Source organism: Deltaproteobacteria bacterium (assembly GCA_016931625.1).
Taxonomy (GTDB): Bacteria; Myxococcota; XYA12-FULL-58-9; order XYA12-FULL-58-9; family JAFGEK01; genus JAFGEK01.
Genome location: JAFGEK010000215.1, coordinates 1 through 15,529, shown reverse-complemented (window position 1 = coordinate 15,529; position 15,529 = coordinate 1). Strand labels below are relative to the sequence as shown.

At 40.3% G+C, this 15,529-nt stretch carries 14 protein-coding genes and 1 tRNA gene; 5 read left to right on the top strand and 10 right to left on the bottom strand.

Features of this window, described 5'->3' with window-relative positions; genetic code table 11:
* Positions 1–200 precede the first annotated feature (200 nt).
* Positions 201–2,081, top strand: a complete 1,881-nt coding sequence (locus JW841_17575) for an ABC transporter permease (GenBank protein ID MBN1962744.1) — start codon at positions 201–203, stop codon at positions 2,079–2,081.
* Here JW841_17575 and JW841_17570 read toward each other — a convergent pair.
* Positions 2,078–4,969: a HEAT repeat domain-containing protein gene (locus tag JW841_17570; protein MBN1962743.1), complete on the bottom strand. Its 2,892-nt coding sequence runs from the start codon at positions 4,967–4,969 to the stop codon at positions 2,078–2,080. The two genes, JW841_17575 and JW841_17570, sit on opposite strands and share 4 nt — an antisense overlap.
* 122 nt (positions 4,970–5,091) lie before the next feature.
* Here JW841_17570 and JW841_17565 point away from each other — a divergent pair, with 122 nt between their 5' ends.
* Both JW841_17565 and JW841_17560 read left to right on the top strand, forming a co-directional pair.
* Positions 5,092–6,105, top strand: coding sequence for a hypothetical protein (locus tag JW841_17565; protein ID MBN1962742.1), 1,014 nt, complete (start codon positions 5,092–5,094; stop codon positions 6,103–6,105).
* A 206-nt stretch (positions 6,106–6,311) separates the two neighbouring features.
* Positions 6,312–7,121 (top strand): sigma-70 family RNA polymerase sigma factor, encoded by an 810-nt coding sequence (locus JW841_17560; protein MBN1962741.1) that lies wholly within the window; start codon positions 6,312–6,314, stop codon positions 7,119–7,121.
* A 16-nt stretch (positions 7,122–7,137) separates the two neighbouring features.
* On the opposite strand, the gene JW841_17555 is transcribed toward JW841_17560, so the two are convergent.
* From JW841_17555 to JW841_17545, 3 genes are read right to left on the bottom strand one after another with little or no spacing between them, the layout of a single operon-like run.
* Entirely contained in the window at positions 7,138–8,034 is an 897-nt protein-coding gene (locus tag JW841_17555; protein MBN1962740.1) for a phosphodiester glycosidase family protein, read from the bottom strand.
* A gap of 4 nt (positions 8,035–8,038) precedes the next feature.
* On the bottom strand, positions 8,039–8,569 hold the full coding sequence (locus JW841_17550) for a hypothetical protein (GenBank protein ID MBN1962739.1): 531 nt from the start codon (positions 8,567–8,569) through the stop codon (positions 8,039–8,041).
* 49 nt (positions 8,570–8,618) lie between these two features.
* Positions 8,619–9,683, bottom strand: a complete 1,065-nt coding sequence (locus JW841_17545; GenBank protein MBN1962738.1) for a hypothetical protein — start codon at positions 9,681–9,683, stop codon at positions 8,619–8,621.
* An 89-nt stretch (positions 9,684–9,772) separates the two neighbouring features.
* Between JW841_17545 and JW841_17540 the strand changes: the two genes are divergently transcribed.
* Positions 9,773–10,636, top strand: a complete 864-nt coding sequence (locus tag JW841_17540) for a hypothetical protein (GenBank protein ID MBN1962737.1) — start codon at positions 9,773–9,775, stop codon at positions 10,634–10,636.
* Between the two features lie 33 nt (positions 10,637–10,669).
* Here JW841_17540 and JW841_17535 read toward each other — a convergent pair whose 3' ends face one another.
* The 6 genes from JW841_17535 to JW841_17510 all read right to left on the bottom strand — a co-directional run bounded on the left by JW841_17535 (position 10,670) and on the right by JW841_17510 (position 15,033).
* Positions 10,670–11,407: a TonB family protein gene (locus JW841_17535; protein ID MBN1962736.1), complete on the bottom strand. Its 738-nt coding sequence runs from the start codon at positions 11,405–11,407 to the stop codon at positions 10,670–10,672.
* A complete protein-coding gene (locus tag JW841_17530) occupies positions 11,408–11,830 on the bottom strand; it encodes a biopolymer transporter ExbD (GenBank protein MBN1962735.1) in 423 nt (140 codons plus the stop codon).
* An 83-nt stretch (positions 11,831–11,913) separates the two neighbouring features.
* Positions 11,914–12,582: a MotA/TolQ/ExbB proton channel family protein gene (locus tag JW841_17525; protein ID MBN1962734.1), complete on the bottom strand. Its 669-nt coding sequence runs from the start codon at positions 12,580–12,582 to the stop codon at positions 11,914–11,916.
* Between the two features lie 92 nt (positions 12,583–12,674).
* Entirely contained in the window at positions 12,675–13,883 is a 1,209-nt protein-coding gene (locus JW841_17520; GenBank protein ID MBN1962733.1) for an OmpA family protein, read from the bottom strand.
* A gap of 4 nt (positions 13,884–13,887) precedes the next feature.
* Entirely contained in the window at positions 13,888–14,280 is a 393-nt protein-coding gene (locus JW841_17515) for a DUF4398 domain-containing protein (protein ID MBN1962732.1), read from the bottom strand.
* A 183-nt stretch (positions 14,281–14,463) separates the two neighbouring features.
* The gene (locus tag JW841_17510) at positions 14,464–15,033 is read right to left on the bottom strand and encodes a hypothetical protein (GenBank protein MBN1962731.1); all 570 of its coding nucleotides are present in this window, start codon (positions 15,031–15,033) and stop codon (positions 14,464–14,466) included.
* Positions 15,034–15,327: 294 nt separating this feature from the next.
* On the opposite strand from JW841_17510, the gene JW841_17505 reads away from it, so the two are divergent.
* Positions 15,328–15,405, top strand: a tRNA-Pro gene (locus tag JW841_17505).
* Positions 15,406–15,529 lie beyond the last annotated feature (124 nt).

The following is a 15,529-nucleotide window of genomic DNA, read 5'->3' as shown; positions in this document are numbered from 1 at the left end:
TGTAAAGTAGCAACACTCTTTTTTAAAAAATGCAGTACTACCTTAGCATACCTGAACAATGAGTTTTAAATCGTCTTATTGTTAGTATTTCATTTAAGTCTACTTTTTGTCTTAATAAATTTCTATCTCGTTAGGGGCACCCCTTAAATAACAATAATATAGTTGACTTGTTAATGACGTATTGCGCATAGAAGCAGCATATGAACAACATGATCCAAAATCATCAAGAATTTAATGCCGCACGACCGCAACGTCTTTCATTGATGCGCTGGCTTTTTCAGCAACTTAAAGCTTTTACTTGGATCATTTTGCAGCCAATACTTGGGCCAGTTTTAGCTATAGTAAAAAAACAATTTCACTGGCGCGCATGTTTAGCGTCGATAGTAACTATGATGGTCGGCATTGCCACAGTCGCCGCTTTCTTATATGCTGATCCGCTTGCCTTCGGTGAAAGGCGTACGCAAGTATTATGGCCATTGGTGTTAATTGTAATTACCGTCGCAGGTTTTATCGCTGGCCGTGTCGGTAAACGAGTCGGTGGTTTCGAAAGTTATATCGCCTTACTGTTAACCTTCGCTTTTTTTTATATTCATCTTACTAAAGGTTGGCACATCATTTTGGGGTTTGGTGGTAGTGATCTTAACTCAATGTGGGATCTTGCCTCGCAACCTCCCCTTGGGGAAAAATATTTTGGCCCTATGTGGACTCGCATCTTAATTCTCATAGCAACTGCTGGGCTTATCCTAGCGGTATTTGGTGGCTCATTAGCATTTTTATTTTTTGGCGAAGATAATCATATTGACCCCCGTTTCACCATTGAATGGTTTATCTCTCGCCGCCACTTAACAAAAACAGGCCGCGGGACAATTTCACTAACCGCACTTGTCGCCCTTATTGGTATTGCTTTAGGTGTTGGCGCTTTAGTCACAGTTACTGCGGTAATGAGTGGCTATCAAGAAGATATTCGCGAAAAAATATTATCAACTAACGCGCACTTTGTTTTGCAAAAATATGGTCTTGATTTCACTGAGTATGAACGCCTTACCCAACAAATAAATAAAATTGATGGAGTAATTGCAGCTTCACCTTTTGTATTTAATGAAGCTTTGCTTGGAGATGGTAATCGGGGTTTGGGAGTATTAATTAAAGGTGTAAATCCACAAACAGCTGGTAATGTAACCGGCATTGAACAAAATCTATGCCGTCCTCTAGATTCAAAAAAGTGCTCTTACTTTCCTAAAAATGAACGAAGCGGACAACTAGCTACTTTATTAACCCCAAAAAATGGAGTTCCTGCAATTATTCTTGGTGCCGCACTGTACCATAAAATTGGCAAACCCATTGGCGCTTCTTTATTGCTAACCACTCCAGTTAGCATCGCTACCTCAAAAAGAAGCGCTCCAAGACGTATGCAATTTCGTATCGCTGGCATTTTTCGTTCAGGTATGCATGAATTCGATAGTCGCCTAGCTTATGTTGAATTAAACGCCGGACAACATTTATTAGGTATGGGACGTACTGTAAGTGGCGTTGAATTTAAAATAGCCGACCCTGAGCGTGTCGATATCTACGCTAAAACCGCTTTAAATACAGTTGGTCGTTACCCTTACCGCACATTAGACTGGCGTCAACTTAACGCCGGAATTTTTACTGCGCTTAATTTACAAAAAATAGTTATGTTTCTTGTTTTAACTTTTATTGTTATTGTTGCTGCTTTTAATATTGCTTCAACTTTATTTATGGCAGTTGTTGAACGTGCTCATGAAATTGCGGTGCTAAAATCTATGGGAGCACGTGATGCCAGCATTATAAAAATTTTCGTTATTCAAGGTTGGGTAGTTGGAGGCTTAGGAACTATATTAGGTGTTGTATTGGGTTTATTAGTTTGTGCGCTTTTAGCCGAAATTGATATTGGTATCGCTGCTGATGTTTATATGGTGGACTCATTACGAGTGCGAGTTTGGCCGCTTGAAATTATGCTAGTAGTAATTGCGACTTTAGTTATCGCTCACTTAGCTAGCATTTATCCCGCGTTAAAGGCCGCACGACAACACCCAGTAGATGCTATGCGGTATAGCTAAGCTTGTAGTTGCTGTTGCAGATAGTTGGCGTAGCGTTGAACTATCATTGATGTATCTTGCAACATAAAAGCTAGATGTTGTTTAAGTTCTTTTACTGCTCCTATATTAAAAAGAGCAACCAAAGCTGTTTCACGACATAACTCGTAGCTGCTATTTAGTAATTTTACTAACATTTCTTTCTCTTGTTGCTGTTGCATATTCCAAGCATAAATCGCATGCATCGCACATATGCATAACCACTGGTCATTGCTATTTAGTAATTGCAATAATCTTTGATGACGATCGCAGCGTTCAATAGCAAAAAGGTTTTCGGCATATGCTAGTTTTTTTAGCGGAGCATCATCGTCTAGCAAAGGTATAGCTAATGATTTATCTTCAGTAGATAAAAGATTATCGAGAACTTCAACAGCGTTTGCACGAGTCGCTGCTTGCATACTGAAATAGTTTCGACTTACTAAATCTATGGTATCTACACGATATTTTAGTGATAATAAGCCAAATAATCGAGTATTTGATGTGCGTATGCGATGAGCAAAAGTATCGCGTAGCAATATTGATGACTCATCAAGAGCTAGATCTTCTACGATTGCCAAAAGGGTATAAGCATATTTCACTTCAAACCTAATAGCGTTGTTTACACTCGTAGATTTGATAATTAACGATGCATCATTATTTCTTAGCAAGCGCAAAGAAGCAATGGCAGCACTGCGCATTGCAACATCTTTATCAGTTAAATGTTGGATCAATAACTCAACACCTCGCTTATCACCGCTACGAGCTAGTACCCGACAAGCATTTACCCGCATATCTATATCAGCAGCATCGTCATTTATAACCTTTGCTAAATCATCACTTATCGTGGCACCATAAGTATACAAGGATGTTGCAGCGGCTTTAGCAAGTCGTTGATTCGCCAATTGGGCAATTAAAGGTGCTATTAATCTAGGTGCCTGTAACACACCCGCAGCAATTATCGCCGCACGTCGCACTTGTTCGTCATCATCAACAAATAATGGTAACAGTGGTTGATAAAAACTCTGCACCCCAACTTCACCCAATACCCATGCAGCATATTGTCGCTCACCGGCAATTGTTGATGAAAACATGCTTTTAAGATGCGTCGCGCAAGCTAGCACACCATCAAGTCCGCCAAAACGAATCAGACCTGCTACCGCCGCAGCGCGTACTTTAAGAGCGCTATCGTTAAGCATTGGTTCGACTAAATCTAAAGATTGTTGCTGCAAAATGGCACATGTTGCTTTGATTGCGGCGCATCGTACTTCTGGCTTTTTATCTTGTAGTAATGAGTTTATTTCATAAATATGATTTGCTGTTTCTGCTAATAATTCAAGAGTGGCTACCCGAACTGCATCATTTTTATGGTGCAATAGTTTTAATAGATCTTTTTGTATACTTGCCTGCACTCGTGGTGATAATGAGCGAATAAGTTCAAGAGCATGAATAACTTGCTCATCATCGTTGGCGTTTATTGCGATCAATAATGTTTTTATCGTAGCATCATCATTAACAGTAAAACGAGCTTCGTTAAAATTAAGACGACGATGTTTTAAAGTATGCAATAAACTAGATAGATACTCGCGGTGTAATGGGAATAAGAACAACAGCCATAATCCTAAACCTAATAATACAACCCAACCTAATTCTCGCGGAGTTAACGCCAAGCCTAATTGTAATCCAGTAAGATTTTCAAACTGCCCTACCAATATTGCCATTATAATGCCGGTACTGCCTATTGCTATTGGTCTGAGCATGCCATCAATTAATGTTTTAGCTCGACTACGCAATTGTACAGGTAATGGTAGATATAATAACTGCATTGTCGAATCATTGACCGTATAGCGAAAAATATTTTCCCCACCCTTAACCGCAGAGACCGACCATAAGGCTGGGATCAATGATATAAATAGCATTGAAACCGAACCGGTCAGCATCGTAATTGGCAGCATCGCTAATGCAAACAAAATGCCAAATCGCTCAAGAATATGTGCAGTTAAAGTAAATTGAATTATTGCTGCAGCAATACCGGTTATTCCGAAAAACGCCCCAAAAAATGCACTACGTTCATCTTTAAGCGGAATATAATCACCGATAATTACCTGATATTGATAATCGACAAATGTTGAGACTACATAAGTTAAAACGACCACAATCGCGATTAAACGCACATGTCGATTATGCCAAATTCTAATAGCACCGTCTTGCGAGATAGCATGTTCTGAGTGTTTACCATGCGCTAAAGTCAATTCATTTTTTGCAGAACGGCCTAGCAAAATAACTGCTGCCAAACTTATTAATAGTAGCCCTATAATAACTAAGGTAAGGTTTTCAGTACCAATTTGTTTTACGCTACCTGATATAGCAAACCCCACAACTACATTAGCTAAAACGCCGCCACCCCCAATAATTGCAAATAAGCGCTTAGCTTGTCGCGCATTAAATATCTCATTAGCCAACGACCAAAATTGCACAATTAAAAAGGCACCATAAATTTCAGCCCATAAATAAAAAAACCAATAGGTTAAATGATTACGCACCGTAAGCAGGCAATGAAATACTAAAGTAATAACGATCATAATGCCCAAAGTTAGGGCATTGATACGATCACGTTTAAGTTTACGTTCTATTCGAGCATATACTGACATAATAACTGTTACAGAAACGGCAATAAGTATGTAAATTAACGGTAATTGGTTGCGATAGTCGGGTATTTCAAGAAATAACACCGAGCGCGTTATCCTTCCTACTATAAACGCACCTACTGCTGTAAATAAATATACAAAAGCAATAGCAGTACGGCGCAGTTCAACGGGGCGTACGCGTAAGACTGCCTCAAAAAAATCGCCTATACGGGTATGAAAAGGTAGCACTTGATAGCAATACCATCTAATGTAATTAAACGCCAAAATCATTTGTGGCGTTCTTAAGACAGTATTAACATGTTCACTGGTATGGGCGGTACTTGTTTGTATCTTGTCCATGGGAGAACAACATGTCACGATTGTTGATTTTAATTTCGCTTCTAATGACGATTTCCTCAACTGCGGTAGCTTTAGATAACCGTGCCATTGCTGTTCTCGATATTCAAGGTACCGGTGTCCCACCAGAATTGCTACCAACTTTAACCGATGTTCTGACTGTCGAAATTGCTGACATTGGCCTTTATAAAGTCATTGCCGGTCGTGACATTCAATCAATGATTGGTTTTGAACGTCAGAAAGATATGCTCGGTTGCACTGAAGCTGCTTGTTTGGCTGAGATTGGCGGCGCTTTAGGTGTTGATCGTATTATTGCCTCACATATCGGCATGATTGGCAGTACCTATGTCGTAAATATAAAGCTAATTAATATTCGCTCAGCAAATACCGAAGGCCGCGCCTACGAAACTGTCAAGGGTGAAGTAGATGCTTTGATTAATACCGTTAAAAAATCGGCACGAAAACTTTTAGGTCGTGGATCAAAGGCAGCAATAGCAATCACCGGAAAAGAAGGTGAAGCGGTTGTTATAAAATCTACTGCCGATGAGAACGAAAAAACTACATCCACCGACAATCTTAAAGTAAATGATATAGAAGAAGCCGAACCTGCAGCAGTTGCTGCAAAAAGATCAAGAAAAACAAAAGCTGCTGACACCACCAAAAAACCTATGCCAGTGCAAACCGTAACCCAACAACCAAAATCATCAAAAGGTATCGGAGTGGCGCCTTGGATTTTCTGGGGTGCTGGATCCGTAGCCACAGTGACAGGTGTTCTTTATGGTCTTAAAGCAAAATCTGAAGCAGATGTAGCCAATAATGTGAATGAACCTGGTAGTCAGGTTGCCGCTGAAAATGCTCCAAAATATGCAACTCGAGCTAATATCTTAATTGGCGCCGGGGCTCTTTTAATTGGTGGTGGTGTTGCATGGGCAATATTGTCGCGTAACAATGATTCAACTTCTACAGCGGCGATCACTCCTATAATTACTACCGATGGGGTTGGTTTAGCTGCTTTCGCGCAATTCTGATAATTTAAAAAAAGCGGACGACCCTTAGGCAAACTTAGAGCAAATAGCCGCCTTCCTTTGTATTATTATTACTATAATATATTTGGTATGTATACATCCGCACTACCACAGCATTCATAAACATTCATAGGTATTCAATAATAAATAAAATCAAAATAATTTTGGCACTAAATTTGCTGAATACTTTACTTGTGGAGGGTGCGATTATGTTAAACAACGCATCAGCAGGTAAAGTTAGTCAATTATCACGTCGTGAACAGCTATTAAATCGCGAACTACGCCCAAGTAGCAAAGTAGTTGCGCCGACCCCGGGTGGTCACGACCCAGGCGTAGCACGTATTCGTAGTCGTGAAGAACGAATTACTGCTGCATGCAAACGTATGTCGCAGCTACTACATAATATAGCTTATCGTATAGCACGACGGCTACCAACACATATTGAAGTTGATGAATTAATATCCGCTGGCTCAGTTGGCTTAGTGACCGCAGTGCGACAACATATCGATAAACCTGCAATTGAATTAGAGCGTTTAGTAGCTCGTCGTATTCGTGGTGCCATTATGGATCATCTGCGTGCTGCTGATTATTTAACCCGCAGACAACGTGCCGCGGTTATTGCCATACAAAAAACTCGTGATTGTTTAGAACGAGAAGGTCAAGAGAGTGATATTGCAGCTGTAGCAAAACGTCTAGGTTTATCTACCCGGCGAGCAACACAAATTCACGATCGTCTAATGTCCGTACAGTTCAGTAGTCTTGAAGTAACTGAGACAACAGTAGCATTAAACAGTGACCCAATTAACGATCTCATCGAGCGTGAAGACTATAACATTCTCGCCTCTGCTGTATCAGCGTTGCCTCGACGTCTTAAAAAACTTATATCCTTATGTTACTTTGAAGAATTAAGTTATCGGGACGTCAGCATTACTTTAGGCATCTCACGCTCACGTGTTTGTCAATTACATGCACAAGCAATGCATGCTCTGCGTAAACATTTGCAGCCAGCAGCCGTTTAGTGCAAAGATTTTCTATTTATTCACAGACTTCTTTTTGCATCGTAACAACTGGGTGGACAGCCACTACCGCTGGGATAGGATAACGAATACGTCCACTTCCAGGATTCCAAACTGTAGCACCAGTTCCGTATTGCCCATATATCGCAAGTTTAAGTTCAGGAGTATCAATCACCATTTGTGATTCAATACCCCCGTCAAAATTCATTGCCCGTACTACCCCCAATGGCGAAGCTATCAACCAACGCGCCAGATCACCAAGCGTCACGGCTCCTTCGGTTATGACGATTGAAATTCTTCCCTGTTTATCTTCTATAATAACCGTCCGACATGCACTTAAATCAGTATCACGAACACGCAATTTACTTTTGGCATCAATTAACATCATTGATTGAATAGCATGTTTATAGTGATCAATAATTTTGCCATCAACAACATGCAGATCAACAATGCGTCCCCAGAAAAAATCACCAATTGGACCACTAACCAACAAACCTTTCCATGTACTTTTACGTCGATTTGAAAGATATCGGCCATCACGTTTAAGCCAACCGATATATTCAAGACTTTCATCAAACTGGCCAGCATTAAATACTACCGGAGCATTAAGTTTTTCTGCCCAGGCTTCAATATTGAGTGTTGTATCAATACCATCATGACGAAAATGAAACGGCCGCAATTCTACGGGTTGTAAAAAACGTAGCACCACAATTTTTGTCGGTCCGCGACGAACAATTTTGCTACCATCAAGCAGCAGCAATTCTGCACCAATGCTCGAAAGCGGCAGGTTGGTTTGTAATTGATTTTCACGTGGGATAGATAAAAACTTAAAACTGATCACTATAATGACTGTAATCAATAAAAATATTCCGATATATTTATATAATAAAGAGAATTTCTTAGGTAACCAAGCCATTGTACTAGTGCAGTTTAACTACAGTTTGTTGACAAACCTTGCGTACACCCGGCTCAACATCTTCATCTGCTAATCTTTCAACTAAACCGCGCAACTCCTTTAAACCTAAATATCCAACAAGATGACAAGCCGCAGAACGAATATTTGGATCAGTGTAGTTTAACATCATTTGCATAATTGTATTTACTTGGTTTACTTGCATTGGATCATTACGCAACTCTTTGGCTTGTTGTTGCCATAAAAATGCTAAAAATGAAACTGCAATGCCAACTTGAAAAAACGCACGTAATTGAGGATAACGACGACGTGTAACTAGTAACCAGCGGTCGATCACATATACCACAACAAAAATTGTAAACATAATCATAGGTATTAATGGCACCCAGACCGGCCATAATCCCGCATGTACAGATTGCCACATCCAATTGTCGAGCAAAAAAACTGCACCGGCACTAGCAAACAGCATTAAATAAACAATGATACGGATAACCCAACGACGCGTTGTTTCACTATCTTTGGCCATGTTACCTGCCATGTTACCTTAAGCCTCTTACTTGATTTTTGTTATTGACTGCTTAGTAGACTCATGGGGTTTCAAGCAAGGCTACAATCTGGTTTATTTTACGATTAGCACGATCATAACGACCATCAGTCATCGCCTCACTAACAGAAGCTAGCAATGAATTTATTTGCTTTTGTTTTGCTTCACTAATTTTTGTGTCATCGCGATTAATTCGGCTCATTTTGGCTTTTACAAAATCACTATTTATTCTAATACTGCTAACTACATGATCGATTTTGTTAAATGCATCATATGCAGAGTTGTAATCTTTTTCATCAAAGGCTAAATTTGCTTGTTGCCATTGCTGCTTAATCGCTGGCGGCAAATCATCAAGCAGAATTCCTTTTTTAGACATCCGTATACGGCATTGCCTTTTTGCTTTATCCGCTGTTGCGCGCGTTATTTTGCTATTTGTCGCCTCGGTCATGACGTTTTTTACCGTGCTGCCAATTTCATGCAGTTGCGATATAGTGTTATTTATCTCATCAAGACGCTGCGCTGCCGCATTCTCTCGAGCAGCAACTCTTGCTTCACGTTTAGCCACCGCTTGCTCGCGTTCGGCGACATTCTTTTCACGCTGAGCAATTAACTGCTCACGTTGCTCTATAGTTAGTCCTCCCTTAGTTGCTGTCATTTTAGCAATACGTTCAAGCAATCTGTTTTTTTCAGTATCTAATTTACGTCGCTCAGCTTCAAATTCACTCGCGCGTTCACGCGCTTGTTTTTCTTCTAATTCTAGACGTTTTTGCTGTGCCTCAAGTTCTGCTTTTTGACGTTTATCTTTTTTAGATAGCGTGTTTAATTTTTGTTCAATTTCTTCTTTTTGTTGTTGCAAATGCTCTCGCTCACTAGCAAATGTCTCTCGCTTTTGCTGCAAACTTTGCTCTTCTTGTAAAATACGAGTTCTATCTGCTTCTACAACAATGGTCAGATCCTCAACCCCGGTATCATTACTAGTATCTTTGGCTGTATTTTTACTGCAACTTGCAGTAACCATTATTAAAACGCTAATGGCCACTACGCACTTTTTGCAGAGAAAAGAACAAGGTTGTCGCTTTGTTGCAGCCTTCATAATAGCGCGTTGCATCGCGATTACCTCCACTGCCAGTAATAATAACCGTACCAAAAATGCTAGCCTTCTTGCCGTGCGCTCTTAATGGTAGTCTGCTGTGGGAGGTGTCTGCAAGTTATGATTTAATAAAGATGACATATTGCACTTGTCAGCGATACAATAGCAATGCAAGTAAGAAATGCATGCAGCAATTAGAATTAGCACTACAACATTTTGATCAAGACATTGAGCCAACTGTCAATATTTCTGACGCTGATTCACTAATAAAAACAAGACAATTTCAAAATTATTTTTGCAATACTGCCTTGTCTGACTGGTTATGTAATCGTTTAGATCGCAGCGTACGTATTACTTTCACTTGTAACCGCACGACAATGTTATCATTTTGCGAAAAACGTGGTGTTTTAGTTGTGCGTTTACATGAAATTTTTACTAAAGCTGAAACCACAGTATGGGAGGCTCTGGCTGACTATATAGAATATCAAAGTCGTAATGCTGCCCAAATAATCGATAAATTTATTAGTGCCTGCCCTCGTACGCCAGCAGCTCAAACCAATACCAATATATCTACGCAGGGGCGTTTTCACGATTTGCGCACCATATTCAATGAACTCAACCAAACTTTCTTTCACAATCAAGTTCAAGTTAACATCACTTGGGGTTTTGCAAGCCCAAGACGTTATCGACGTTCTATTCAATTAGGCCTATATCTGCCAAACGATAGGCTTATTCGTATTCATCCAGCTTTAGATCAAGCCTTTGTGCCTCATTACTATGTCACGTGGATTGTATTTCACGAAATGTTACATGATGTTTTTGGTATTGATCAAAATCGTAAACAAGCAGTGCACCCGCCGGAACTTAAAGTTGTTGAACAAACTTTTCCGCACTATGCATTATGCAAACAATGGGAAAAACAAAACCTATTTCGCCTATTACGTTTTCGTAAACAACGTTTAAAAAGATAAGTAATATCAGGGTCTGCCCCTTAGAGACAGGCCCTAGTCTTCAGCGTAGAAGCTATATGTATAAGGAATACGGGTAACAACTGGTTTGCCTGCGATTTCCGCTGGTGAAAATCGACAACGTTTAAGTGCTGCAACAACAAGAGCGTCTATCTCTGGGTTTAATCCTTGTACCACTTTTACTTCACCAACCGAACCATCAGCTAAAACTTCAACATTAAGTTTAACCTTGCCTTCAATACCGCGTCGTTTAGTTTCAGGAGGAGCTTCACATTCCATAAGCTTACGTGGAATCTTAGTTAATTTGTGCAGTGGAGTCGGCGCATAAGGTTTAACCTCGGCTGGTTTGGTAAATTCTTTTTCTGGCTCTTTCATTAAAGTATTGCCAACGCGTACGCTAAAACCAGAGCCAGCACCTTCTCCAACGACTGAACTCATACTAATACCAAAAACTGGGCGAACAGGTTCTTTAATAGGCGGTGGCTCGACTTCATTTGTATTAGGCGGTGGTGGAGTTTCTACCTCAGGCGGTAATTGTACATCGGTAAGATCAACTGGTTTTGGCGGCGGTGGTTTCGGTTTTTCTTTTTTTTCTAATGGCTTAGCTGGCTCGACTTCGACCTTAGGTGGTGGTGTAACAACTTTAAAGGTTAAAATATGCTGTTTGGCTGGTGGAGCATTGCGCGCCGCACGCCCTAAACCTTCAACTACAACAACATGACCGATTAAGGACCATAATATTGCTGCTGCATATATTAATACATCGCGTCGCATTCACTTTACCGGTGCATTAACACTTGGGTCGATGTTAATTGCAAAATTATAAATTTTTGCGGTGCGCACCATATCAATCAACCAAATAACTCGCCCATGCAAAACTTCTTTATCGGCAGCGATTATTGCCTGAGTTTTAGGATCAGATTCACCGAGTTCTTGCAAATATTTACGCAGTGCTGCTTCATCAGTTACGGCACCATTAAGAAAAATATCACCTTCTTTATTTAAGGTTAGCGCTATAGTTGTTGGCTCGGTTGCTTCGCCAGTTGAGGCTTTGGGCAATTGAACATGAATCGAGGGCTTGGCAATAATATTAGCAGTTAACATGAATATAATCAGTAGAACTAAAATAATATCAACCAACGGGGTAACATTAATGCCGGTGATAATATCGTCAGAGTCGTTTTGTGTTGCCGCCATGATTAATTATTTCACCTTTTCACAACTTGTACGTTTATTTTTAATTGTGTCTAGATAGATATCAACTCATTAATAATAATATTCTAAATATTACGCTTTGCATGTGCTAATAATTCCCGAGTAAGCGCTTCTGTACCTGCAAGCTTGGTGCGAATATGTCTTTGAAAAGTATTAAACAAAGCAACAGCAGGTAACGCCACCAATAGACCAACCGCAGTAGCAACTAGTGCTTCGGCAATACCAGCCATTACTGCAGCTGAACCTTCGATAGTATTAATCGACAAATCACGAAAAGCCCTAATAATACCAAGCACCGTACCAAATAAACCGACAAATGGCGCATTGTTGCCTAAGGTGCCTAAAAAAGCGAGGCCTCTCTCCATCTTAAGGCGCTCAATTTGAGTAGCGCCAGCTATCACTTCTTCAAGCGCACCAGAACCTAAATTAAGACCATCGAGACCACGCAGTGCAACTTTGGCCATATGAGAACGGCTTTGTTCAAGCAATTTGCGAGCACCAGCAAGATCATCAGTATTTAGACATTTGGATAATTGTTTTGAGAGATTCTCTAAATTTTCACGAGTTTGAAAAAAATGCAACAACCGTTCAAAAGCAATAGCAAAGGCAATAACACTTAAAAACAATAAAATATATAATACCCATTGCGAGCCCATATATAAAAATAACTCAAGCATTCGAGCTTCTATGCCATTGACATGAACTTCGACTATTGGAACAACTTCGCCAGACATAAAACACCCTTTCTAATGAATTAAACTCACATATCGTAACGTTATGGTATTAACGCTGTTGCAATGAAAAATATTCTTAAAAACCTAATTTTTTATGGGGTTGGCTCTAATTTTGCACCTTCTGGCAAAGCATTATTTGGAGCTGCCTCTGCTTTAATTTCAACAATATTAAATTCAACTCTGCGATTAGCGGCACGACCTTTTCTGGTTTTATTAGATTCTAATGGTTTGCTTTCGCCATAACCAATTGCTTCTAAACGATTGGGATCAATTTTACGTGAGATCAATGCCTCGCGTACGGCTTCGGCACGTTTTTGCGAAAGTCTTTGATTGCGCTTTTCTGAACCAACGCTGTCAGTATGACCTTCAATAACAATCTTAAGCATCGGATTAGACCTTAATACTGCTGCGATCTGATCAAGTATTTCATATGAAATAGCGCCACGGATCTGTGAACGACCGCCTTTGAACCTAATCTGTTGCTTAATTTGTATTTGCTTGTCGGTCTTAACAACTAAAACGCGCTTGGGGCAGCCAGTAGGAGCTAAACCAGGGACATCAGGGCACTGATCAACATCATCAGGTATACCATCAATGTCACGGTCAAGTGAGGGACAACCATTATTGTTAGCCACACCAGGCTCATTCGGGCATTTATCTAGACGATCAACAACACCATCAAGATCAGTGTCGGGATCTGGGCAGCCTTGGGTCACTTGTGGCCCTGGTTGCTGCGGACATTTATCTAGACGATCAACTATATTATCTTTGTCGGTATCGATATCAGGACAACCTTCGTTCTCAACAGGCCCAGCTTGTTGTGGGCATTTATCAAGACGATCGACAATGGTATCTTGATCGCTATCAACATCAGGGCAACCTTGATTTTCAACCGGGCCCGCATCACTCGGACATTTATCTAGACGATCGAAAACACCATCGCTATCTTTATCGCGTTTATCACATTTTTCAGGATCGGTTTTTGATAGTGCTTTATCGATGTTATCAAGAGCAAGGCGATAATGGGTTTCGGCACGACGAAAATCGCCTTGACCTAGCTCATGTTCAATAAAGTTATAATTTGCTTCAGCTTTTGCAAGCTCAGCAGGTGCGCAAAACATGGCACCGTTATCACGAGCTTGGGTGATCTTTGTTGCGATAGCCTTACTATTTTCACGTAACTTACTCGCAGCTACACATGCTGTTAAAATAAAACCAAATAAAAGCAACAAAACACCAAAATTACATGGTCGCAAACTTAACCTCTTAAGGCTGAAGATAAAACATGTAAACTTAGACATGAGATCAAGGCCCCGTTGGTTTGGCGTCGCTGGCGTTGCTGGTGTTGCTGGCGTTCGAAGGTGAGGTCGCTGATTCGGTTGTATCTGTGGTGACTTTATTTGTATCTACAGTTACTTGATTAGATACCTGTTGCGCCTGTTTCTTAGCATCAATCGCAAATTTTAATGCTTGATCAGCAAATTGTCGTGAACTAACAAAATCTGAATAGCCTGCTTCTTCGCGAGCTTTTTCGAGATACTGCAAAGCCATTGTATATTCGTAAGTGGCATCTTTTTTAGCACCAGCTTTTTCTGCAGCATTTAATGCATTACTCGCATCTCTAATGTGCACACTGCTAACTACCGGACCGCAAGCACCTATAAACCCTGCACCGATTAATAAACAAATTAATGACACGTGCGTATGCAATGATGCCTCGCTTGTACAAGCCAATGCCTATAATTACTCACCAATACTTTTTGGTGGTAGCAGGCAAAAGCGTTTCTGGTCAACATATAGGAAACACCCGTATGGTGTGTGGTTCAAGAAATTCTTTTAAAAAAAGTATTTAATTGAAAACAACTATGCACTTTGGGGGCCCTATTTGCGTTTTGGTGCCAAAGGCTTAGTTTTGGCCACCTTTGCTTCAAAACGCACCGAAACTCGTTCAGGAGCTTTAGCCGAAGCAATATTTGGCAATACTTTTATATTATTACCCACAGTTTTTTTGGCCGCAAAACTGAAAACCATAAGACGCCAACATGTTGCTAGCCAGCTAAATAAAATAACAAACGCACCACCAAGAATAAGGTAAAACAATGAAGTATTTTGCAATGGACGCATATTAGTGGCGTGTTGGTAATTCGTAAAAGAGCCCACTATCAACAAAGGCTCTCTTAAAAACCAACAACTGAGTCCCCCGATAAGCACTATCGCGCTGGTAATTATTATCGCTGGCAACTTTTTATTTTTTATCAGCAAACTTCTAACCAATAAAAAGCTGGCAATAGCTAGGCTTAAAAACATAATACTAAGTATTGCTGGTTGCGGAAAAATAGAAGTATCAAATAAATACAATAGACTCCAATCGGCAAAGTTATGTAAAATCCAGGCCGTTACTGGCAAAAAAACTAATAATTGCAAGGCGATAAGCGACCAAAAAGCCGACAAACGCCACCACGGCCTTTGATAAAGAATCTCTTTGCTTGCAAAAGCAATGCTACTGCCTAACGCAATGCTTAAAGTAGATGCTATTAAAAACGTGGCAAATGCCTCCTAAAAAACTTTGGCAATGATTAATTGATTAGATGTTGTGCATATTATGCATACCATACCAGTCTGCCTGTATGGTCAAGTATCAATTAAAACAATGGTAGCTAAAGTCAAAAGTCGAACTGCGTTGATAGTGCTTATTAACCTGAGTTACCTAGCAGCCAACTGTTGCATAATAGTTGCTTTTTTATTCGGGGTGTAGCTCAGCCTAGTAGAGCGCTTGGTTCGGGACCAAGAGGTCGCAGGTTCAAATCCAACTCGCCCCGACCAGAAAACACTTTTAATTCGCGACATTACGAACGCCTGACGTAACTTCTCAAAAACCAATACACCGCCCGCTTGGGCGGGCGGACTTCTCAAATAAGAAACTTACTTGAAATTCTAGGCCCAGATG